General features: G+C 30.2%; 23 protein-coding genes. 11 read left to right on the plus strand and 12 right to left on the minus strand.

The window, feature by feature from the left end; translation table 11 throughout:
- Positions 1 to 11 precede the first annotated feature (11 nt).
- Entirely contained in the window at positions 12 to 1,025 is a 1,014-nt protein-coding gene (locus HALO113_RS01605) for an RNA ligase family protein (RefSeq protein WP_159777359.1), read from the minus strand.
- 385 nt (positions 1,026 to 1,410) lie between these two features.
- Here HALO113_RS01605 and HALO113_RS01610 point away from each other — a divergent pair, with 385 nt between their 5' ends.
- Entirely contained in the window at positions 1,411 to 2,202 is a 792-nt protein-coding gene (locus tag HALO113_RS01610; RefSeq protein ID WP_255477914.1) for an ATP-binding protein, read from the plus strand.
- Here HALO113_RS01610 and HALO113_RS01615 read toward each other — a convergent pair.
- Positions 2,186 to 2,998 carry a purine-nucleoside phosphorylase gene (locus HALO113_RS01615; RefSeq protein ID WP_159777360.1) on the minus strand — a complete coding sequence of 271 codons (813 nt, stop codon included), beginning with the start codon at positions 2,996 to 2,998 and terminating at the stop codon, positions 2,186 to 2,188. The genes HALO113_RS01610 and HALO113_RS01615 overlap by 17 nt on opposite strands.
- On the minus strand, positions 2,970 to 3,980 hold the full coding sequence (gene lpxK, locus HALO113_RS01620) for a tetraacyldisaccharide 4'-kinase (protein WP_159777361.1): 1,011 nt from the start codon (positions 3,978 to 3,980) through the stop codon (positions 2,970 to 2,972). The genes HALO113_RS01615 and lpxK overlap by 29 nt, the downstream gene beginning before the upstream one ends.
- 45 nt (positions 3,981 to 4,025) lie before the next feature.
- On the opposite strand from lpxK, the gene HALO113_RS01625 reads away from it, so the two are divergent.
- The 3 genes from HALO113_RS01625 to rluF all read left to right on the plus strand — a co-directional run bounded on the left by HALO113_RS01625 (position 4,026) and on the right by rluF (position 6,986).
- A complete protein-coding gene (locus HALO113_RS01625) occupies positions 4,026 to 5,120 on the plus strand; it encodes a Nif3-like dinuclear metal center hexameric protein (protein ID WP_159777362.1) in 1,095 nt (364 codons plus the stop codon).
- Position 5,121: 1 nt separating this feature from the next.
- Positions 5,122 to 5,901 (plus strand): zinc ribbon domain-containing protein, encoded by a 780-nt coding sequence (locus tag HALO113_RS01630; protein WP_159777363.1) that lies wholly within the window; start codon positions 5,122 to 5,124, stop codon positions 5,899 to 5,901.
- A gap of 293 nt (positions 5,902 to 6,194) precedes the next feature.
- The gene (rluF, locus tag HALO113_RS01635) at positions 6,195 to 6,986 is read left to right on the plus strand and encodes a 23S rRNA pseudouridine(2604) synthase RluF (protein ID WP_159777364.1); all 792 of its coding nucleotides are present in this window, start codon (positions 6,195 to 6,197) and stop codon (positions 6,984 to 6,986) included.
- A gap of 125 nt (positions 6,987 to 7,111) precedes the next feature.
- On the opposite strand, the gene HALO113_RS01640 is transcribed toward rluF, so the two are convergent.
- Complete coding sequence (locus tag HALO113_RS01640; protein WP_201297549.1) at positions 7,112 to 7,285, minus strand: hypothetical protein; 174 nt, start codon at positions 7,283 to 7,285, stop codon at positions 7,112 to 7,114.
- 129 nt (positions 7,286 to 7,414) lie between these two features.
- Here HALO113_RS01640 and fumC point away from each other — a divergent pair, with 129 nt between their 5' ends.
- On the plus strand, positions 7,415 to 8,797 hold the full coding sequence (gene fumC, locus HALO113_RS01645; RefSeq protein WP_159777365.1) for a class II fumarate hydratase: 1,383 nt from the start codon (positions 7,415 to 7,417) through the stop codon (positions 8,795 to 8,797).
- On the opposite strand, the gene corA is transcribed toward fumC, so the two are convergent.
- The gene (corA, locus tag HALO113_RS01650; protein ID WP_159777366.1) at positions 8,798 to 9,871 is read right to left on the minus strand and encodes a magnesium/cobalt transporter CorA; all 1,074 of its coding nucleotides are present in this window, start codon (positions 9,869 to 9,871) and stop codon (positions 8,798 to 8,800) included.
- Positions 9,872 to 9,942: 71 nt separating this feature from the next.
- Here corA and hutI point away from each other — a divergent pair, with 71 nt between their 5' ends.
- Positions 9,943 to 11,178 carry an imidazolonepropionase gene (gene hutI / locus HALO113_RS01655; RefSeq protein WP_159777367.1) on the plus strand — a complete coding sequence of 412 codons (1,236 nt, stop codon included), beginning with the start codon at positions 9,943 to 9,945 and terminating at the stop codon, positions 11,176 to 11,178.
- Here the strand turns inward: hutI and HALO113_RS01660 are convergent.
- Genes HALO113_RS01660 through HALO113_RS01670 form a run of 3 tightly spaced genes read right to left on the minus strand, consistent with a single transcriptional unit; the run spans position 11,099 to position 14,080 of the window.
- A complete protein-coding gene (locus HALO113_RS01660; protein WP_159777368.1) occupies positions 11,099 to 11,737 on the minus strand; it encodes a hypothetical protein in 639 nt (212 codons plus the stop codon). The two genes, hutI and HALO113_RS01660, sit on opposite strands and share 80 nt — an antisense overlap.
- Positions 11,738 to 11,740: 3 nt before the next feature.
- Positions 11,741 to 13,144, minus strand: a complete 1,404-nt coding sequence (locus HALO113_RS01665; RefSeq protein ID WP_159777369.1) for an FAD-binding oxidoreductase — start codon at positions 13,142 to 13,144, stop codon at positions 11,741 to 11,743.
- A gap of 24 nt (positions 13,145 to 13,168) precedes the next feature.
- On the minus strand, positions 13,169 to 14,080 hold the full coding sequence (locus tag HALO113_RS01670; RefSeq protein ID WP_159777370.1) for an AEC family transporter: 912 nt from the start codon (positions 14,078 to 14,080) through the stop codon (positions 13,169 to 13,171).
- Positions 14,081 to 14,179: 99 nt separating this feature from the next.
- Between HALO113_RS01670 and meaB the strand changes: the two genes are divergently transcribed.
- Positions 14,180 to 15,265 carry a methylmalonyl Co-A mutase-associated GTPase MeaB gene (gene meaB / locus HALO113_RS01675; protein ID WP_159777371.1) on the plus strand — a complete coding sequence of 362 codons (1,086 nt, stop codon included), beginning with the start codon at positions 14,180 to 14,182 and terminating at the stop codon, positions 15,263 to 15,265.
- On the opposite strand, the gene HALO113_RS01680 is transcribed toward meaB, so the two are convergent.
- From HALO113_RS01680 to HALO113_RS01690, 3 genes are read right to left on the minus strand one after another with little or no spacing between them, the layout of a single operon-like run.
- Positions 15,266 to 15,835 (minus strand): hypothetical protein, encoded by a 570-nt coding sequence (locus tag HALO113_RS01680; RefSeq protein WP_159777372.1) that lies wholly within the window; start codon positions 15,833 to 15,835, stop codon positions 15,266 to 15,268. It abuts the gene before it with no gap.
- A gap of 14 nt (positions 15,836 to 15,849) precedes the next feature.
- Positions 15,850 to 16,554, minus strand: coding sequence for a hypothetical protein (locus tag HALO113_RS01685; RefSeq protein WP_159777373.1), 705 nt, complete (start codon positions 16,552 to 16,554; stop codon positions 15,850 to 15,852).
- Positions 16,555 to 16,611: 57 nt separating this feature from the next.
- Positions 16,612 to 17,220 (minus strand): DUF2589 domain-containing protein, encoded by a 609-nt coding sequence (locus HALO113_RS01690; RefSeq protein ID WP_159777374.1) that lies wholly within the window; start codon positions 17,218 to 17,220, stop codon positions 16,612 to 16,614.
- A gap of 250 nt (positions 17,221 to 17,470) precedes the next feature.
- Between HALO113_RS01690 and HALO113_RS01695 the strand changes: the two genes are divergently transcribed.
- The 4 genes from HALO113_RS01695 (at position 17,471) to HALO113_RS01710 (ending at position 20,243) form a co-directional block, all read left to right on the plus strand.
- A complete protein-coding gene (locus HALO113_RS01695) occupies positions 17,471 to 18,190 on the plus strand; it encodes a hypothetical protein (protein WP_159777375.1) in 720 nt (239 codons plus the stop codon).
- A 99-nt stretch (positions 18,191 to 18,289) separates the two neighbouring features.
- Complete coding sequence (locus HALO113_RS01700) at positions 18,290 to 18,850, plus strand: hypothetical protein (protein WP_236554570.1); 561 nt, start codon at positions 18,290 to 18,292, stop codon at positions 18,848 to 18,850.
- Positions 18,829 to 19,608, plus strand: a complete 780-nt coding sequence (locus HALO113_RS01705; protein WP_159777377.1) for a sensor histidine kinase — start codon at positions 18,829 to 18,831, stop codon at positions 19,606 to 19,608. Before HALO113_RS01700 ends, HALO113_RS01705 begins: the two co-directional genes overlap by 22 nt.
- A complete protein-coding gene (locus HALO113_RS01710) occupies positions 19,605 to 20,243 on the plus strand; it encodes a response regulator transcription factor (protein WP_159777378.1) in 639 nt (212 codons plus the stop codon). The genes HALO113_RS01705 and HALO113_RS01710 overlap by 4 nt, the downstream gene beginning before the upstream one ends.
- Before the next feature lies 1 nt (position 20,244).
- Here the strand turns inward: HALO113_RS01710 and HALO113_RS01715 are convergent, their stop codons facing one another.
- On the minus strand, positions 20,245 to 20,472 hold the full coding sequence (locus HALO113_RS01715; RefSeq protein WP_140998851.1) for a hypothetical protein: 228 nt from the start codon (positions 20,470 to 20,472) through the stop codon (positions 20,245 to 20,247).
- Between the last annotated feature and the right edge of the window lie 9 nt (positions 20,473 to 20,481).

A 20,481-nucleotide genomic window follows, 5' to 3' on the forward strand; every position in this document is an offset into this window, starting at 1 on the left:
AAATTGTTCTTTTATTCATTTTTTACAGTCAAAAACTCTTCTTTTATCAAACTTAAAACTTTGTTATTGACTCTTTTGTTAATACTCTTTTGTTCTTCTTTCTCTAATGTTTCCAAAGCGTTTGCATAGTCTTTTTTAAAATCTATCATAACGTCTTGTGAAAACAATCCCGTTAACTTACCTATCATTTTTGGATTAAATTCTCCTTCTTTACTCAACACGTTATACAATCTGTTAATGGTTATATACTGTTGCATTTGTTCCCAAACTATTTGCGATGCTTCTGAAAAATAAACTTCTTTATGTTCTTTTTTCGGTTTATTATTTTTACCTACTTCAGCCCATTTTTCATTTTTATTCTTTAAAATCAATCGTGAACCATTACCAAAATATTTGGGCTCTTTTGGTTTTATAATTACACCTTCACAAATGTTTGTTTCTATTTTTGGTAAACCCAACCATTCTGGAATCAAAGAGTTAAATTCGTTAGGATAACACAATGCATCTTCTAATGTACCCTCAAATAAGGTCTTTGCATAGAAGAATTCTGTTTCATCAAAGACACGATTTACTGAATCCACTGTTAAATAATGTGTACCATTTACTTTAATATCAAAAGCATAAAAATCATTTTCAGGGCTATACTCTACTCCTTTTTGCACTTTGATAGCGTTTTTTACAGCAGGTACTTCTTTGTGATTGTAGCTTCCTCCAAACAACTCTCCAAAAATGACAATGAACTTTGTTTCTTGAAATTCAGATTGAATGATTTTAAAAGCATTTATTACTTTTTCAGTATATTTTTCCAATACTTCATGAGCATTGTAAAAAGTCTCTTCTTCTGTTATGAAATCGGTACGCTTTGCAATTTTTATGGTTTTCCCATCTGTGTAGAATGAGAAGTTTGCTCCGTGTACTTTTTCTTGTACTATGTAGGTTTCTTTTTCAAAACCATGCATTATGATTTGTTCCAAAACTTGTTTTTGGTATGTATTTTCTATTGAGTTATATTTTCTAAATTCCATTTTTTTGTTTTTTTTACGTTTAAACTAATAATCTTCATCTGTGTCACTTGGAGTGCAAAACGTATCGAGAAATTTTCATTTTAAAACTAGTTCTCGATACATTTTTAATGAAATTGCTATTCGCATTTCATTAAAAACACTCGAACTGACGAACTCTGCTAAGGACTAAGTACTAAATCTTAATTACTAATCACAACGGTTCTCGATACTTTTTAACTCCGTTGCTCTTCGTTAAAACACTCGAACTGACGAACTGCTAAGGACTAAGTACTAACTCCTAATCACAACCGTTCTCGATANTATAAAAACTTCTTTTAACGAATTTATTGAAGAAAATAACGTTACTTTTCATTTAGAAATTGATCAAACAATTAGTCCAAATATTATTGGAGATCCTACAAAAATATCACAAATCATCATTAATTTAGTAAACAACGCTATTAAATTTAGTAAGAATGGAGATGTATGGCTATCAATTAAAAATAAATCTGAAACTGCTTCCGAAATTTGTTTATCTTTTGAAGTCAAAGATAATGGTATAGGAATTCCTAAGGATAAACAAGCAACTATTTTTGAAAGCTTTAGTCAAGGGTCTGTTGAAGTGAATCGCACTTATGGTGGCACAGGTTTAGGTTTATCTATTGTAAAGAAAATTGTTGAGATACTAGGAAGCGACATTCATTTGGAAAGTGATACCAATAAAGGAACTAGCCTACATTTTGACATAACTTTTGAAAAAGGAAAAGAACAAGTGGTCACTAAAGAGAACAATTTTTTAACCATAGAAAAATCACCAATAGTAAAAACTAAAAAAATATTATTAGTTGAGGATAATAAAATCAATCAAATGATTACTCAAAAAATGCTCGAACAAAAAGGAATACCCTCTTTTACCATAGATAACGGTGAAGAAGCCATAACGCATTTAAAAGAGAATGATTATGATTTAGTACTGATGGATGTCCATTTACCAGGAATAAATGGTACAGAAGCTACAAAAGAAATTAGAAAATTTAATCCTACTATTCCTATTATAGCTTTAACCGCTATCTCTTTAAACGAAAATAGAGAAATGCTACTTTCTTATGGTATGAATGAAGTTATTATGAAACCATTTGTCCCAGAAGAGTTTTATGAAATTTTATTCCGTTTCTTAAACCCTAATACTGAAGAATAAAATTTTTAATCAAATTTCTTACATGTGGTTCCGCTTTTTTCGCTGCTTGTAATACTTCTTCGTGATTTACTTCTTCGATATTTTCTTCATTACCCATATCGGTAATGACAGAAATACCTAAACAATCCATATTCATATGCTTGGCTACTATAACCTCAGGAACAGTTGACATTCCTACACAATCCGCACCTATATTTTTAACCATTTTGTATTCTGCTAATGTCTCAAATGTAGGTCCTTGCAAAGCCAAATATACCCCCTCCTGAATTTCTATTTCCATCTCGTTTGCTATTTTTTTTACTTTAGCAATCATAGCTTTTGAGTAGGGTTCACTCATGTTTACAAAGCGTGGCCCAAAACGTTCTTCATTATGACCTCTTAAGGGATGTTCAGGCATCATATTCACATGATCTTTAATAATCATGATATCTCCTACTTTAAAATTAGGGTTTACTCCACCTGAAGCATTGGAAACAATTATTTTTTTGATCCCTAATTGTTGCATCACGCGAATGGGAAAAGTTACTTGCTTCATATCATAACCTTCATAATAGTGAAAACGTCCTTGCATTGCCAAGACTTTTTTATCTCCAATTAAGCCAAACAACAAAGCTCCTTTATGACCTTGAACAGTGGAAACTGGAAAATTAGGTATTTCGGTATATGAAATGGTATGCAAAATTTGAATATCATCTGCAAAACCACCTAAACCCGAACCTAAAACAATTCCATATTCTGGTTTAAAATTTGTTTTCTCTACTATATAATTAACTGTTTCTTGTACTTTCTCCCACATAATTTAATATTTTAGAATTAAAAACCGACTCCTTTTGGATTATTTTACTTTTAATTGGCAAATAATAGAGTTGGTTTTTAGGTAATTTACCTTTCAATCTTACATAATCTTTTTCGGTAGTTACAATCTTTCTTGAATTGGCTACAGCCAAAATCTTACGAATATCCTCCTCTGTAAAATGATGGTGATCTGGAAAAATTAGAACAGAATCATTCTGTTTTTGCAAATATTCAAAAAACAATTCAGGCTTAGCTATTCCTGCCAGCAATACTTTGTCTTCTTTACAATCTTCTACAGCTATTTTATCTTCTTCTGAGTACAAAAATTCATCATATTGAATTGTACTAAAAAAAACAGGAATGTTTTTCACTACCAATTGTTGTCTAATTTTATCTTGTGCAATTTCAGATAAATCTTCGGGACATTTAGTGACAATTATCAGGTTTGCTCTTTTTTTTCCTATTTCGGGTTCTCTTAGGTTTCCAAAAGGTAAGATATAATCGTCACTAAATAAATCATTATAAGCAGTTAATAATATATAAAATCCGGCCTTCACTTTTCGATGTTGAAAGGCATCATCTAGTAAAATAACGTCGGGTTTAAGTGCTAATAATTGCATAATTCCTTTTCTTCTATCGGCATCAACTGCAACTAAAACATCTGGAAACTTAGAAAAAAACTGAAAAGGCTCGTCTCCAATTTGTTTTGCGGTAACCGATTCATCAGCTAAAATAAAACCTTTAGATTCTCTTTTATATCCTCTACTTAGGGTAGCAATTTTATATTCGTGTAATAAGCGAATCAAATACTCTATTTGTGGTGTTTTTCCAGTTCCACCTACACTTAAATTTCCAACAGCAATAATAGGTATCGTAAAAGAGTGGCTTTTAAAAACACCCAAATCGTAAAAAACATTTCGTATAAATGTAACAATCCAATATATAATTGCTAGTGGAAATAATACTTTTCTTAAAAAAATCATAGTACGAAAGTAGCATTTTTTTATCTTTGAAATAAATATTTGTACATGAAACTTTTTGAAATAATTGCAATTCTTGAAGAACTAGCTCCATTAGCTTATGCAGAAGATTTTGACAACGTAGGTTTATTAGTTGGAAATCAAAATACAGAAATTAATGGAATTTTAGTTTGTCATGATGCTTTAGAAAATATAATTGACGAAGCTATTTCAAAAAAGTGCAACCTAGTAGTTTGCTTCCATCCTATTTTATTCTCTGGTTTAAAGAAAATTACAGGCAAAAATTATGTTGAAAGAGCAGTTATAAAAGCTATAAAAAATGATATCGCTATTTATGCTGTTCATACTGCTTTAGACAATCATCAATTAGGAGTCAATAAAATTTTCAGTAATGTGCTGGGCTTAGAAAATACTAAGATTTTAATTCCCAAAGAAAATTTCATTAAAAAGTTAGTCACTTATACCATTCCTGAAAATGCAGTGACTTTGCGAAACGCTTTATTTGAAGCTGGTGCTGGAAAAATAGGTAATTATGAAGATTGCAGTTTCTCTAGTCAAGGTTTAGGAACCTATATGGGAAATGAAAATAGCCGTCCAGAAATTGGTGAACAATTCGAATTTGTAGAAAATCCAGAAATAAAAATTGAAGTAACTTTTGAAAAACATTTAGAATCCAAAATTCTATATGCTCTATTTAAAAATCATGTGTATGAAGAAGTAGCTTATGAACTTTATAGTTTAACCAATAAACATCAAAATATTGGATTAGGCATGATTGGAGAATTTAAGGAAGGAAAATCGGAAATAGCTTTTTTACACCATATAAGAGAAAAAATGCAATGTGGAGGTATTAGACATAGTGCTTTTACAGATAAAAAAATAAAAAAAGTAGCTGTTTTAGGCGGTTCAGGCAGTTTTGCAATAAAAGCTGCAATTCAGGCTGGAGCAGATGCATTTATTACTGCAGATTTAAAATATCATCAGTATTATGAAGCCGAAGGAAAGCTTCTTTTGGCAGATATTGGTCATTTTGAAAGTGAAAGATACACAAAAAATTATATTGTTGATTATCTTAAAGAAAAAATCACTAATTTTGCAGTCGTTTTATCAGAAGAAAATACAAATCCTGTTCAATACTTTTAATATGGCTAACAAAAAAGAACTTAGCGTAGAAGATAAATTAAGAGCACTTTATGCTTTACAGCTAGTGGACTCAAAGATTGATGAAATACGTAATGTAAGAGGTGAACTTCCTCTTGAAGTGGAAGATTTAGAAGACGAAGTTGCCGGTCTAACTACTCGTTTAGATAAATTAAAATCAGATTTAGAGACTATCGATGCGCAAATTAAAGAAAAGAAAAATGCCATTGATGATCATAAAGCTAACATCAAAAAATATTTAGAACAACAAAAGAATGTTCGTAACAATAGAGAATTTAACTCTTTAACCAAAGAAGTTGAGTACCAAGAGTTAGAAATTCAATTAGCTGAAAAGCATATTAGAGAGATGAAAGCTTCTATTGAACATAAAAAAGAAGTTTTAGCTCAATCTAAAGAAAAATTAGAAGCGAAACAACAACATTTAAAACATAAAAAAGCTGAATTAAGCGATATTATGTCTGAAACTGAAAAAGAAGAGAACTTTTTACAAGAAAAATCAGCAGAATATCAAGCTCAAATTGAAGAGCGTTTATTACAAGCTTACCAAAGAATTAGAGGAAGTGTAAGAAATGGTTTAGCTGTAGTTTCTATTGAAAGAGGTGCTTCTGCAGGTTCTTTCTTCACTATTCCACCACAAACGCAAATGGAAATTGCGGGTCGTAAAAAAATCATTACTGATGAGCATAGTGGTAGAATTTTGATCGACAATGTCTTAGCAGATGAAGTAAAAGAAGAAATGGAACAATTATTTGCTAAGTTATAATTATTCCTTTTTTATAAAATAATAACAAATCCCGAAAAAATTCTTTCGGGATTTTTTTTGCTTTGTAGCTAAAAGTAATATTTTTTATAGCCCCGATAGCAGCGGCATCCTTTTTTATTTTGGATTGCTTTTTAGTGGTTTACCTAAGTAGTCATGAAAAATAAAAAAGATATAGCGAATAGCGGGACGGTTGTAATTAAAAGCCATTTTGTGGAGCTTCAAGTAACCAAAAATATACTTCTTCCCTTTATTAATTTCTATATATTAACAGGTAAAAAAACTATCTTTGTCACATGGAAGAAGGAAATCTAATTAGAGTTAATAAGTTTTTATCTGAATCGGGGTTTTGCTCACGAAGGGAAGCCGATAGGTTAATTGAACAAGGTCGTGTAACTATCAACGGACAAGTACCTGAAATGGGAACCAAAGTGGGGCCAAATGATGAAGTGCGTGTAAATGGCCAATTGATTCAAGAAAAAAAAGAAGCTAAAATTTATTTGGCTTTTAACAAACCTCCAGGTATTGAATGTACGACCAATTTAGAGATTAAAGAAAACATTATTGATTTTATCAATTATCCAGAACGTATCTTCCCTATTGGGCGTTTAGACAAAGCTAGTGAAGGCTTGATTTTTCTTACCAATGATGGTGATATTGTTAATAAAATTCTACGTGCTAGAAACAATCATGAAAAAGAATATATCGTAACAGTAAACAAACCAATTACCGATCGTTTTATTCAACGAATGAGCAATGGTATTCCAATTTTAGACACCATTACTCGCAAATGCAAAGTAGAACAAGTAAGTAAAACAGTCTTCAGAATTATTTTAACACAAGGATTAAACCGTCAAATACGCAGAATGTGCGAATATCTAGACTATGAAGTTGTGGCTTTAAAACGTACACGAATTATTAATATTGCGCTAGATGTTCCTGTAGGCAAATACCGATTATTATCTGAAAAAGAAATTAAAGATTTAAATCAATTAATTGCTCCTTCTAGCAAAACAGAAGAAGCCAGTTTACCCAGTAATAAAAGTAAATTTTCAGGCAAACGAAATTATAGAGATAGAAACAGGTAATTTTAAATGTTTCTACTTTTTACTTTTTACTTTTTACTTTTAATTAAACACAATAAAAAACCCTCAAATAGTTTATCACTTTTTGAGGGTAATGCGAAATGCAATCTTTTATTTAGTAAACAATACTAATTGTTTTCTTGTTCCGCTTGTTTTTTAGCTCTCTTTTCTTTGATTAATTCATTAATAGCACCACCTAACCAATATGGAACGAATGAAGCTAAAAAGATCATTAACCAAAAACCTATTGTTAAAATAGTTAAGAAAAGTAAAAAACCTAAGTACTGATCAAATTCAAACATGTTTTCCGGAATTTATGAATTCTTGCCAAAGATAATAGTAAATATTTTTTTTAGCAATATAATAACAGTTTTTATTTCTACACCGAGATGATAAATTGTAATTTTATAGAAATAAATAGACCTATCATCATGAAATATAGAATTGAAAAAGATACTTTAGGAGAAGTTCAAGTTCCAAATGATAAACTTTGGGGTGCACAAACGGAACGTTCTCGTAACAATTTTAAAATTGGTCCCGAATCATCTATGCCTTTAGAAATTATAAAGGCTTTTGCCTATTTAAAAAAAGCGGCTGCTTATGCCAATGAAGCATTAGGCGTTTTACCATCTGAAAAAAGAGATTTAATTTCAGTTGTTTGTGAAGAAATTTTAGCCAATAAATTAAATGACCAATTCCCATTAGTGATTTGGCAAACAGGTTCGGGAACTCAATCTAATATGAATGTAAATGAGGTAATTGCGAATCGAGGACAAATGCTATCTGGTAAAAAGATTGGTGAAGAACCTGTCTTAAAAGCGAATGATGATGTGAACAAATCACAATCTTCAAATGATACTTTTCCTACAGCAATGCATATTGCGGCATATAAATTATTAGTTGAAAAAACAATACCACAAATTGAAAGCTTACAACTTACTTTAGCCGAAAAAGCCAATGTATTTAAAGATGTCGTTAAAATTGGACGGACTCATTTAATGGATGCAACTCCACTTACTTTAGGACAGGAGTTTTCTGGTTATTCCCAATTATTAGTAAATGGTATTAAAACTCTTAAACAATCATTATCCGCTTTATCAGAATTAGCTTTAGGAGGAACGGCAGTAGGTACTGGTTTAAATACTCCAAATGGATATGCTACTTTAGTAGCTGATTATATTTCAAAATTTACAAATTTGCCATTTATAACTGCTCCCAATAAATTTGAATCACTTTCTGCTCATAATGCTATTGTGGAGAGTCATGCTGCATTAAAACAAATAGCAGTAAGTTTAAACAAAATTGCCAATGATATTCGAATGATGGCTTCTGGGCCACGTTCTGGGATTGGGGAAATTTTACTCCCTGAAAACGAACCAGGTTCATCGATTATGCCAGGAAAAGTAAATCCCACACAATGCGAAGCACTCACTATGGTATGTGCACAAGTAATGGGAAATGATGTTGCTGTAACTATTGGTGCTACTCAAGGACATTATGAACTAAATGTATTTAAACCCATGCTTATTGCTAATTTTCTAGAATCTGCTAACTTATTAGGAGATGCATGCCATTCGTTTAACGAACATTGTGCTAGAGGTATAACTCCTAATCTTTCAAAAATAAATGAATTAGTAAATAACTCGTTAATGTTAGTTACTGCTTTAAACACTAAAATTGGTTATTATAAAGCAGCAGAAATTGCTCAAATGGCTCACAAAAACGGTACAACCTTAAAAGAAGAAGCTATACGATTAGGTTATGTTACATCCGAAGATTTCGATCATTGGGTAAATCCTAAAGAAATGGTTTAATTAAAACCATTTCTTTTTTTTAAAGTAATATAACATCAGTAACACTAAAATCAGCATTACACCTAGAGTAATAAAATACCCATATTTATAATGTAATTCTGGCATATTTTTAAAATTCATACCATACAACCCTACAATAAATGTTAACGGTAAAAAAACAGAAGAAATAACGGTTAAAGTTTTCATTACTTCATTCATCTTATGATTTTGGGCTGTATAGAAGAAATTTGTTGCACTATCCAATGTTTTCATATCATAATCTATTTGCTCCAAAAGCTCAATTGCCTTTTGATGTAATCTACCAAAGAAAATATAATTAGAAGGTTCTATACAATTAAATTCATCATCTTCTTTAATTGTTTTTATGGTGAATAAAGCATCTCTTAATGGCACAATAGCCCTTTTTAGCAAATGAAAAACTTCTCTAAGCCGTTCTATATCCTCCATAATAACTGGACTATCTGCTATTTTAGAAGCTAATAATAATGATTCGATATCATTTTCTTTATTTTCAATTGTAATATAAAAATTCTCAATAATAGAATCGAGCATGAGATAAAGCAAATAATCTACTTTTTTCTTACGAACAATTCCAGTATTTTCTCTCAAACGTTCTCTAATATAAGTAAAAAAATCACCTCGTTTCTCTTGAAAGGAAACAATCAAATTATCTTTAAGAAGGAAACTTATTTGTTCGATAAGTATCGTTTCGTCATCATTTTCATTAGGTAATATTGATTTAATACTAAAAAACAAAGTATCATCTAATTCATCTAAACGGGTTCCTCTAGAAATATTTAAAATATCGGAAACAATAATGGTATTAAGTTGTAAGTTTTCAGAAAGTGTTTTAATTAAATCAACATTATTTAAGCCATGGATATTAAGCCAATTATTGAGCGATAAATCTTTAGCTTCATTAAATTCTGCAACCGAAATATTTTGTATTTCCTTCACTTTCTGTTCATTATACACAAACAATTGCATTTCAGTAGCTTTGCCAGTATAAACACCCGTGTATTCTAGATTAGAAACACTTGCTTTTCTTCCTTTTTTATATCTAATTTTTCTCAAAATTATCTGTTTTAAAGCTAAAGGTACTGGTTTTTAAAAAAATCGTACTTATTTTTACAAAAAAATATACTATGCAAACTCTCTTTATCAATATTAAAGAATTACTACAAGTAAGAAACGAACCAATAAATATGGTTTCAGGTAAAGACATGGCGGTTTTACCTAAAATAGACAATGCTTATTTATTGATACAGGATGACTGCATAGTAGATTTTGGTTCTATGCAAAATTGTCCAAAATTAGAGTATGGAGATGTAATTGATGTAACAGGAAGAGTAGTATTACCTACTTGGGTAGATAGTCATACGCATATTGTATATGCTGGAAATAGAATTCAAGAATTTGTAGATCGAATAAACGGGTTATCTTATGAAGAAATTGCCAATCGTGGTGGTGGTATATTAAATTCCGCTAAAAGATTAAATGAAACTTCAGAAGACATTATCTATGAAGAATCTAAAAAACGATTAGAAGAAATTATGCGATTAGGAACTGGAGCAGTTGAAATTAAATCGGGTTATGGTTTAACAATTGAAGGAGAATTAAAAATGCTTCGTGTGATTCAACGGTTAAAAGAAAATTACAGTTTACCCATTAAAGCAACATTTTTAGGAGCACATGCCTTTCCTTTAGAATATAAGGAAAATCACAGCGCTTATATTGATTTAATAATCCATGAAATGTTACCCAAAATCGATGCAGAAAATTTGGCTGATTATATTGATGCATTTTTAGAAACAGGCTATTTTTCGGTAGAAGAAACGATTAAAATAATGGAAGCTGGGAAAAAATTTGGTTTACCTGCAAAAATACATGTTAATCAGTTTACTGCTATAGAAGGTATAGCTGCTTGTGTAGCAAATGATGCACTATCAGTTGACCACTTAGAAGTTGTTACTGACGCAGACATTGTGGCGTTAAAAAACAGTAAAACTATGCCTGTAGCTTTACCTAGTTGTTCTTATTTTATTAGCATACCCTACACACCGGCCAGAAAAATGATTGCTGCAGGATTACCTTTGGCCTTAGCCACAGATTATAACCCTGGAACAACTCCTTCGGGGAATATGAATTTTGTTGTTGCAACTGCTTGTATAAAAATGAAAATGACTCCAGAAGAAGCTATTAATGCAGCTACTATTAACGGCGCTTACGCTATGGAAATTTCTGCTACACATGGAAGTATTACCAAAGGTAAAAAAGCCAATATTATTATAACTAAGCCTCTTACCTCTTATTATCAGTTGCCTTATGAATTTGGAAACAATTTGATAGAACGAGTAATGATTGATGGGAAATTTGTTTAATTTTTTTTTTTTCAATAATTTTAAATTTTGGAAAGTAAGGAATTAGTTTCGTTTTAGTCGTATTAAAAACATATCTATTTGTAAACAAACTATCGGTTTCTATAATAATATCGTTTCTTAATAAGTATAACGTATCTTTATACATTTCAAAATCACCTACGAATGTACAACTGAAATCAGCATAATTATGCGTTGCTTCAAATGTATTGTTTTTGTACAAAGACAAAATACCATTTTGAGGTTTTCCTTCCATTTGGATACTCCCTGACCAAGTTATTGAAGTCCATAACTTTTTATTGCCTATTTTCTCTAAAAACAGTTGAGAAATTATAAAAAAGATAAAAATTAGGTATATTTTAAAATCAATTTTTACTTTTCTTCTAACTACTTGAATTACGTTTTGAATACTCAATATCAAAAATAAAACCAGAAAAAGTCCTCCAAAAAGAATGAATTTTAACCCCTCAAATAGTCCTTTACAATAATCTCCAAAAGGGAAATAATGTTTAATAAATAAAAAACCAAATACACATAGGGCAATATATTTTAATTGCTTCATCCTTTACAAAGTATCTGGTAGCACTTTCCCAGGATTCATAATAGCAAGAGGGTCGAAAAGTTGTTTAATACCTTTCATTAAATTCAATTCAGTAGCATTAAAAGCTAAAGGCATATAGTCTTTTTGTACATATCCAATGCCGTGTTCTCCTGAAAGTGTTCCTTTTAATTGTACGGTTAATTCGAAAATTTCAACGATTCCTTTTGGTACTTCTGTAATCCAGTTTTCATCAGACATCTCCCCTTTTACAATATTGATGTGTAAATTACCATCACCTGCATGTCCGTAACAAACTGTGTGAAAACCATACTTTTTTCCTGCATCTTTTACTCCTTTTAATAAAATGGGTAAAGCATACCTTGGCACCACTGTATCTTCTTCTTTATACACCGAATTTGATTTTACGGCTTCCCCTACTGCTCTTCTCAATTTCCATAAGGCATTTTTTTGATCTTCCGTATCAGCAAATAACACTTCGTCAATCTCAAATTGTTCTAAAACTTCTGTAATTTTTTCAGCTTCTTGAAACAAAACTTCCGGATAATTGCCATCTACTTCAATTAAAAGATGGGCTTGTATTTCCTCTTTTATAGATACACTTACGCCCTCAACATATTTCATGGTCCAATCAATCGCGTCTCTTTCCATAAATTCTAAGGCACTCGGAATAATTCCTGCTCTAAAAATAGCCGAAACAGCTTCGCAGGCTTGTTCTGCTTTGTAAAAAGGGACTAACATTAATATATTATGAGTGACTTTAGGAATTAACTTCAATACAATTTTTGTAATAATTCCTAGTGTTCCTTCACTACCTACCATTAATTGAGTTAAATTATAACCTGTCGAATTTTTTAAGGTATTGGCACCAGTCCAAATAATTTCACCATTGGGCAAAACAACTTCTAAATTCAACACATAATCTTTGGTTACACCATATTTAACAGCTCTTGCTCCTCCCGAATTTTCAGCGATATTACCGCCAATAAAACAACTTCCTAAACTACTCGGGTCAACTGGATAAAACAAACCTTTTTCTGCAACAGCATCTTTTAGAACTTGAGTAATAACTCCTGGTTCAACAATTACTTGAAGATTTTTATCGTCTACCTCTATAATAGAGTTAAATCGTTCCATAGAAAGTCCTATACCGCCATGAATGCTTAAAGCACCACCACTTAATCCTGTTTTAGCACCAATGGGTGTAACGGGTATTGTATGTTCAGTAGCCAATTTCATAATGGCTGAAATTTCCTCAGGTGTTTTTGGTTTTACCACAACTTGAGGAGGAAAATTATAATCTTCAGTTTCATCATGACCATAATTTTTCCTTGTATCTTCATCTGTAAAAACATATGAAGTACCTATTATATTTTGAAGCGATAGAAGGATATCTGAATTAAAAGACATAAATAAATAGTTTGTATAAATGTATTAAAATGTATTGAGAATCCAATACCATAAAGCTAATGTAATAAACGACAAGGGAATACCTATTCCAATCATCATACTGCCTAATTTAGGTTTTAACCCATAACTTGAAGCCAAAATCACTCCTGTTATCATAGGTGCCATAGCTGCTTCCATAATAGAAACATCAATCACTATACCAGAAGCGTGTGCTATTTTTTTATATAAAATGTAAAAAAACAAAGGTGTTAGAAGTAATTTAAAGCCTAAACCTAACCAGAGGAATTTCCAATGTTTACTGTTTCTTTCGATTTTTAATTGTAAGCCTACTGCTACTAACGCAATAGGTGTAACCGTACTTCCGATGCGTTGAAAAGCACTTTGCAACACCATAGGAAAATCAATTTGTATAAAATTCATTAGTAAAGCTATAGAAAAAGCAATAAATGGAGGAAAAAGAGCTATTTTTAGCACCATTGTTTTGGCACTCAATACTTCTCTAGAAAATAACGTTGCCGTAATAATTCCTAAGGTTGCCATTACCACAAAGGAACCTGGCTGATCTACAATAATGGCTGTTTTCAAGCCTTCAGTTCCATACAAAGCTTCAATTACTGGAAAACCTACAAACGACGTATTCCCTAAACCTGCAGTAACAATTAAAAATCCAGTTAATTTTTTAGACCAACCAAAGTATTTTCCGAGACTAAAAAAAAATATAAATGATACTATGAACCCGAACCAAGCTATTCCTAAAGGGTATAACAAAGCTGTAGAGATTTGAATTTTTGGAATATAATACAACCCTAAAGCAGGCAATGAAACATAAATAACAAACTGATTTAAAGACAAGTGCATGTTTTTAGGAAATACTTTTACAAATTGAAAAGCAACACCTATGAATAAACAAATAAATAATAGTAAAATATTGTCCATGTAGTCCTAAAAACACAAAGGTATAAGCTTTATTCGATTCGCCATCGGAAACCTATTTTTTTTCAAAAAAATTGTACTTTTACAACAACAACTAGGATTTTGGAAAATAAAAATAACAAATCGACTTTATCAGAAATTAATGGAGTAGATCAACCTGACTCTATCAGTACTACTGTTGCTCAAAATATTTTACAATTTCGTAGAAAACAACCTTCTGCAAAAGAATTAATTTCAGCCATTACTAAAGGTGATAAAATTGCTTTAAGTAGAGCCATCACTCTTATAGAAAGTACCAATGAAACACATTTAGACAAGGCTAATGAAGTAATTCAAGGTTGTTTGCCTTATGCCAATCAATCGGTTAGAATAGGAATAACAGGTGTTCCTGGAGTGGGTAAATCTACCTTTATTGAAGCTTTTGGCAAATACCTCACATCCTTAGGTAAAAAAGTAGCAGTTTTAGCGGTTGACCCTAGTTCGTCTATTAGTCATGGTAGTATTTTGGGTGATAAAACCCGAATGGAAGAATTAGTAAAAGACGAAAATGCTTTTATTAGACCAAGTGCTTCTGGTGATAGTTTAGGTGGTGTCGCTAGAAAAACCAGAGAAAGTATCATTTTATGTGAAGCTTGTGGTTTTGACACCATTATTATAGAAACCGTTGGTGTAGGACAAAGTGAAACTGCTGTACACAGTATGGTGGATTTCTTTCTTTTATTGAAAATAGCTGGTGCTGGAGATGAATTACAAGGTATTAAAAGAGGTATCATGGAAATGGCTGATACCATCGTTATTAATAAAGCGGATGGCGACAATAAAGCAAAAGCCAAACTAGCAAAAACAGAATTCAATAGAGCATTACATTTATTTCCTGCAAAAAAAAGTGGTTGGATACCTAAAGTTACTACTTGCAGTGCTATTGATAAAGAGGGTATTGATACTGTTTGGCAATTGATTGCTGATTATATAGAAATTACAAAAAAGAACCATTATTTCGAACATAAAAGACAAGAACAAAACCAATTTTGGATGTTAGAAACGATTAATGAACAATTAAAAAATCGTTTTTACCATCATTCTGAAATTATTACTTTACTGGAAGCCAATAAAAAAGCGGTTCAAAACAACGAAATTTCTCCTTTTGCTGCTGCCCAAATTTTACTAAATCATTATTTTAATAAATAGTTATTTGTTGTTTACTTTTAGAAAATCTTCTAAATTAATTTCTTCAGCTATTAAAAGCCTAATGTCATTTAAAGGCAGATCAGTCTTTAGTTTAATAGCACCTGCTTTTAGCTGCTCGTTAGAAATAATAAATTCCCAAATGGTGTTTACAAATTGTTCAAAAGGTTGATCAACATCATAATTAATCAATTTCATTTCTCCCATTATTAATAACATTTGTCTTACTAGTTCTCTTGATTCTTGCGTTTTTTTTTCAAATGGTTTAACAACTTCTAATATTGTTTTTTGAAGGTCATATAACACTTCTGAAGCTACTTTTAAAACAACCTTTTTTTTTGAATTACTGTTGGACTCATTAAACCTTTGTGCTATAATCTTACTTCTTAGTCCAGCTATTTCAGAAGTTTCACTTATGTTATAAGTAGCTAATATTTCTTCTACAGTTTTCATCCAAATAAATAAATGTTCTAAGAAATAGACTTCTTTATGTTCTAACCGATTAACTAGAATAGGAAATTCTATTAATTTTTCTCTCAAAACATGTATCAGATTTAAAATTGATTTTTTCATTTTTTATTATTCTTTTATTCTGGTAATAATTTTGAAATAATTTCTCCTTTACTATTTTCTGAATTATTCCATTCCATTCCTTCTTCTGAGATTTTCACCTTAATATAAACTAAGCTTTCTGGAGCAAATTCTTTTAACTTACTTGCTTCTACGATTACATTAAGATTCTCAATGCTACTTTCTTTTTTTGTTACCACAATGGCTTCATGCATAATCTTTTGTAACGATAACGCCATACTTTCGGCAGTAACTCTCAGTTTAATAGTTTTGGTAATCAAATTATTTTCTGTTGCTAGAATATAACACTTCTCTGAGATAGTATCACTATATAAACTAACTAAATCATTATAATTAGTAATTTCAACCTTATTTACAAATTCACTAATTTGACTTTGAATTGCATTTAGAAACTTTGTTTTTACATCAGTATTAGTAATAGATAACTTTAATGTATTTACAACAGTATTATAAATTGATGTAGTTAATGGGTCTTTTTGTATGGGTTCTAATTGTACATCAGATTGTACATTCATTGAATTAATCCCGACTGGAATTGTCATTTCAATATCGTCGATACGCATTCTAGGCACAGAAAAATGTTGCAAAAATTGATGATTTGCATATTGTTCAGCAATTTTTGTGGTTTGCAAATCCGAAATAACTCTAGCATTAGTTATACTCGTCATTATACTTCCTAAATATTCATTTAAATTTGGCATATTTTTACTTTTAAAGACAGGTTACTTATCTAAGTAACCTATCTAAAATTAAACTTATTAATTATTTACACTCGCAATACTATCTTCTAACATCGTTAAAACCCTATCTAATCCAGCAGGAATTTCGTCATTTACAGCTCTAACGTGCACTCCCATATTGTATGTTTTTTCAATATTTGAACCCGAATTAGAGGTTCTTTTATAAGAAGCAGAAGCTTTAAAATTTACAATCTTATAGTTGATTCCTAATTCTGCTGATGCTGCAAACTCGCTAGAAACATTTGAGGTTTCAGTTGAAGTTAATTTTGCATTGAAATCGATAACTACTTCTTCAATTCTTAAACAAGGAATACTTAAAGTTGTTAAGAAAGGTACAGCAATAGTTACTTCACTGTCAATGAACTTTTGATTTGATGGGCCTGTTGGCAAACTCGAATCATAATCTGGATTAGGGACAGATTTTTTATAATTAAAATCTACATATCTTAATTTTTTAGGTAAAGGATTGGTAGCTGTTGATGAAGGATCTTCTTCAAAACCTACAGATTGAATAAAATTTACTTGCGCCATTGAAGCTGCATTTTGTGCTTGAACTGCTGCTTGTAATGGTCCTCCAATATAGACGCTAAAGTCTAAACTGTTTAATTCTGCTACTAAATTTGGCATAATACTATTTTTTAATTTTTTTACCTACTCTTACTACAGTTTTCGGTTTCCCTGTTTTTCTGTGACAAAATTGGAAAACATTCAAAAAACTATTGACGAGTCATTAACTCTAATTTAGAAAGGAGAAATAAGGTATTTTTAGGGTTAATTAACCCTATATAAAAAACGTTTTTAAACTTTCATTAAAAAAAGTAAAGAGTTGTTTCTTTGTAATGAATAAAAAAGTAATTTCATAACTTAAAAAAACAAGATGATAACAACAGTACTTTTAATTGTAGTAGCAATTGCATTTGGAGTTTATGTATATAAATTCCCTCCTAGAAAAAATCCATGTCCTTGTGCAGATTCAAATAAAATATGTTTGGATTATAGTAATAGCCAAATAAATGAACTAAGAGTGGATCTTATTCATACTATGACGAATAAATATCGTAGTAATCAATTGAACTTTGTCAATAGAAATACTGATTTCTTAGGTTACAATAAAAAAGATGCTCATTCCATATGGTTTGATTTGATTACCTTAAAAAAATTCATTTATCATATTGAAAAAACATCTCGTGATTTGGGAGCTGGGATTAATAGAACTATTTCGGATAAAGATTTAGGAATACGCATTTACTATGCGGCTTATCCAAAAAAAGAAGAAAATTGGAAAGCTAAATTTCCTGATTTAATTGATTTGTATACTGACCCGAATAAACAATTATACGAACATTTACATACATTAGTAATGGTTCCTACTCTTAATATTGAAGGTAAAATGGTAGATTTTAATCCAAAAGACACAAATACCTATCCAAATGGACTATACGACATGCCAGGTTATATAGTAACACCATCAATTAGTAGTTCTTTAAAAACCGTAGCAATGACTGGATCAACAGAGAATGACCCAAATAATTTAACTGGTTCTCAAAATCATGGAAATTTAATACCGCCAGCTAACCCAGATTCAGAAGGCTTTTAAAATTTATCTTGAATGTATAACTCCTATCCTAATTTATTAAAATTGCTGTTAGGACTTGAATTTTTATCCTGTATAACAGCAATTTTTTATTTTAAAAATTTGAATAAATCATTTTGGGTTTATTTTTGTTTTTACCTTATCATTCTAACTTTTAGTGATTTTTTTATTGGTGCTATTTCTAAAGCAACACATATAAAAAAACAACATATATATGCCTATTTTATTATTCCATTACAATTTATTTTCTTTTATTGGCTTTATGCCTATAAATCGTTACAAAAGAAAAAATTATTCTGGTTGTTTTTGTTTTTATATATTCTTTCCTTTATACCAGTCGAATTGTATTTTGCCCGTTTAACAGTAGTTTATTCATTTAATTATACAGTGGGTTCCTTTTTATTAATGATTTTGGTATGTTTAGAATTTCTAAAACAAATAATAAATGATGATATTTTAAAATTCAAGCAAAATAAAATGTTTTACATAAACATAGGTATCATGCTCTTTTATGTGGGCACTTTACCTTTTTTTGGTTTGTATAATTTAATAGTAAAAGAGCCAGAAATATGGAATATCTATTATCTTTATTTTTTACTTTCTAATTGTTTAATGTATTTGTTATTTACAGCATCTTTTATATGGGGAAAAGCGAAATTATAGTCACTATAATACTTTTTAATTTATTTTTTATCCTATTCTTATTAGGAATAATTGTATTTATAAAACAATACAAGGAAAAGAAAAAGGAACATGAAAATAAATTATTCCTACAACAAAAAGAACATGAACAAGAATTATTAACTACACAATTGGAAATACAAACGCAAACCATGCAGTATATAGGTAGAGAAATCCATGACAATATTGGTCAGAAATTAACACTTGCGAGTTTATATACACAACAATTAGCGTATGAAAACAAAGCACCACAAATTACTGAAAATATTGAAAATATTAGCACTATTATAAATGATTCGTTAAGTGAATTAAGACAACTATCCAAATCTCTAACAGATAATAATATTGAACAAAATTCAATTTTAGACTTACTAAAAGCAGAATGCAAAAAAATTAATGAATTGAAAAAATGCGAGGTTCATTTCTCTTATCAAGAAAGTATTGACATTCCTAGTTATCAAAGTAAGAGCATTCTATTACGAATTACACAAGAATTCATTCAAAACAGTATTAAACATTCAAAGTGTAAAAATATTACTATCACATTAGAAAAAAATGGCTCCTATGTTCAACTTACTTTAAATGATGATGGAACCGGTTTTGATATTTCTCAAAAATCGAATGGTATTGGCTTATTGAATATGAAAAAACGAACAGAAATGATTGGTGGCGCATATACTTTAGATAGCATAGAAAATCTTGGAACTAAATTAACGATACAAATACCTTTTTCAAAATGAAAAAAAAAATAGTTGTTGTAGATGATCATATATTAATAGCTAATGCGTTAGCTGGTATTATTTCAAATTTTGAACAATTCGAAGTGCTATATGTATGTGAAAATGGTAAAGATTTACAAACAAAAATGCAATCTCAACCTTTACCTGATATTGTACTTTTAGATATAAGTATGCCGATAATGGATGGATTTGAAACCGCAAATTGGTTAAAAAAAGTACATCCCCAAATTTTAATCATGGCTTTAAGTATGCAAGATGATGAACACAGCCTTATAAAAATGATAAAAAATGGAGCCAAAGGGTACTTATTAAAAAATGCGCATCCTAAAGAATTAGAAGAAGCATTAGATAAAATGATAAAAAATGGACAGTACTTTCAAGAATGGGCAACTAGTAAAGTATTATCTACATTATATGGAAATGGTAAATCTTCAGATGGAATTACTATTTCAGATAGAGAAAAAGAATTTTTAAAATACACGATTACCGAGATGACCTATAAAGAGATTGCTGAAAAAATGTTTTGCAGTCCACGTACTATTGAAAATTATAGAGATAGTCTTTTTGAAAAATTGGAACTCAAAACAAGAGTAGGTTTAGCAGTTTATGCCCTTAAAAATGGATATGAAGAGTAAATTACTCTTCATATCGTTCCATTTCTCTATCGTAAAATTCTCCAGCTAGTGTTATTAAATGTTCCATTTCTGATTCTAACTCTTTTTCATCTTCATCTTCAATATCTTCTAAAAATTCTACCTCATCATCTTTTAAATTAATAATAAATTGAGGAAAATCTAAATGAATGATAAAGATATCGTCTGGAAAATCGGAATTGTCAGCAATGACAAATTTTGGTAAATTCATGATTTCTAT

The sequence above is a fragment of the Flavobacterium sp. 9AF genome, assembly GCF_902506265.1.
GTDB lineage: Bacteria > Bacteroidota > Bacteroidia > Flavobacteriales > Flavobacteriaceae > Flavobacterium.

Coding starts and splice junctions, on each gene's coding strand:
- HALO113_RS01605 (WP_159777359.1), bottom strand. CDS start 1,025: ATGGAATTTAGAAAATATAACTCAATAGAAAATACATACCAAAAACAA.
- HALO113_RS01615 (WP_159777360.1), bottom strand. CDS start 2,998: ATGTGGGAGAAAGTACAAGAAACAGTTAATTATATAGTAGAGAAAACA.
- lpxK (WP_159777361.1), bottom strand. CDS start 3,980: ATGATTTTTTTAAGAAAAGTATTATTTCCACTAGCAATTATATATTGG.
- HALO113_RS01625 (WP_159777362.1), top strand. CDS start 4,026: ATGAAACTTTTTGAAATAATTGCAATTCTTGAAGAACTAGCTCCATTA.
- HALO113_RS01630 (WP_159777363.1), top strand. CDS start 5,122: ATGGCTAACAAAAAAGAACTTAGCGTAGAAGATAAATTAAGAGCACTT.
- rluF (WP_159777364.1), top strand. CDS start 6,195: ATGGAAGAAGGAAATCTAATTAGAGTTAATAAGTTTTTATCTGAATCG.
- HALO113_RS01640 (WP_201297549.1), bottom strand. CDS start 7,285: ATGTTTGAATTTGATCAGTACTTAGGTTTTTTACTTTTCTTAACTATT.
- fumC (WP_159777365.1), top strand. CDS start 7,415: ATGAAATATAGAATTGAAAAAGATACTTTAGGAGAAGTTCAAGTTCCA.
- hutI (WP_159777367.1), top strand. CDS start 9,943: ATGCAAACTCTCTTTATCAATATTAAAGAATTACTACAAGTAAGAAAC.
- HALO113_RS01660 (WP_159777368.1), bottom strand. CDS start 11,737: ATGAAGCAATTAAAATATATTGCCCTATGTGTATTTGGTTTTTTATTT.
- HALO113_RS01665 (WP_159777369.1), bottom strand. CDS start 13,144: ATGTCTTTTAATTCAGATATCCTTCTATCGCTTCAAAATATAATAGGT.
- HALO113_RS01670 (WP_159777370.1), bottom strand. CDS start 14,080: ATGGACAATATTTTACTATTATTTATTTGTTTATTCATAGGTGTTGCT.
- HALO113_RS01680 (WP_159777372.1), bottom strand. CDS start 15,835: ATGAAAAAATCAATTTTAAATCTGATACATGTTTTGAGAGAAAAATTA.
- HALO113_RS01685 (WP_159777373.1), bottom strand. CDS start 16,554: ATGCCAAATTTAAATGAATATTTAGGAAGTATAATGACGAGTATAACT.
- HALO113_RS01690 (WP_159777374.1), bottom strand. CDS start 17,220: ATGCCAAATTTAGTAGCAGAATTAAACAGTTTAGACTTTAGCGTCTAT.
- HALO113_RS01695 (WP_159777375.1), top strand. CDS start 17,471: ATGATAACAACAGTACTTTTAATTGTAGTAGCAATTGCATTTGGAGTT.
- HALO113_RS01705 (WP_159777377.1), top strand. CDS start 18,829: ATGGGGAAAAGCGAAATTATAGTCACTATAATACTTTTTAATTTATTT.
- HALO113_RS01710 (WP_159777378.1), top strand. CDS start 19,605: ATGAAAAAAAAAATAGTTGTTGTAGATGATCATATATTAATAGCTAAT.
- HALO113_RS01715 (WP_140998851.1), bottom strand. CDS start 20,472: ATGAATTTACCAAAATTTGTCATTGCTGACAATTCCGATTTTCCAGAC.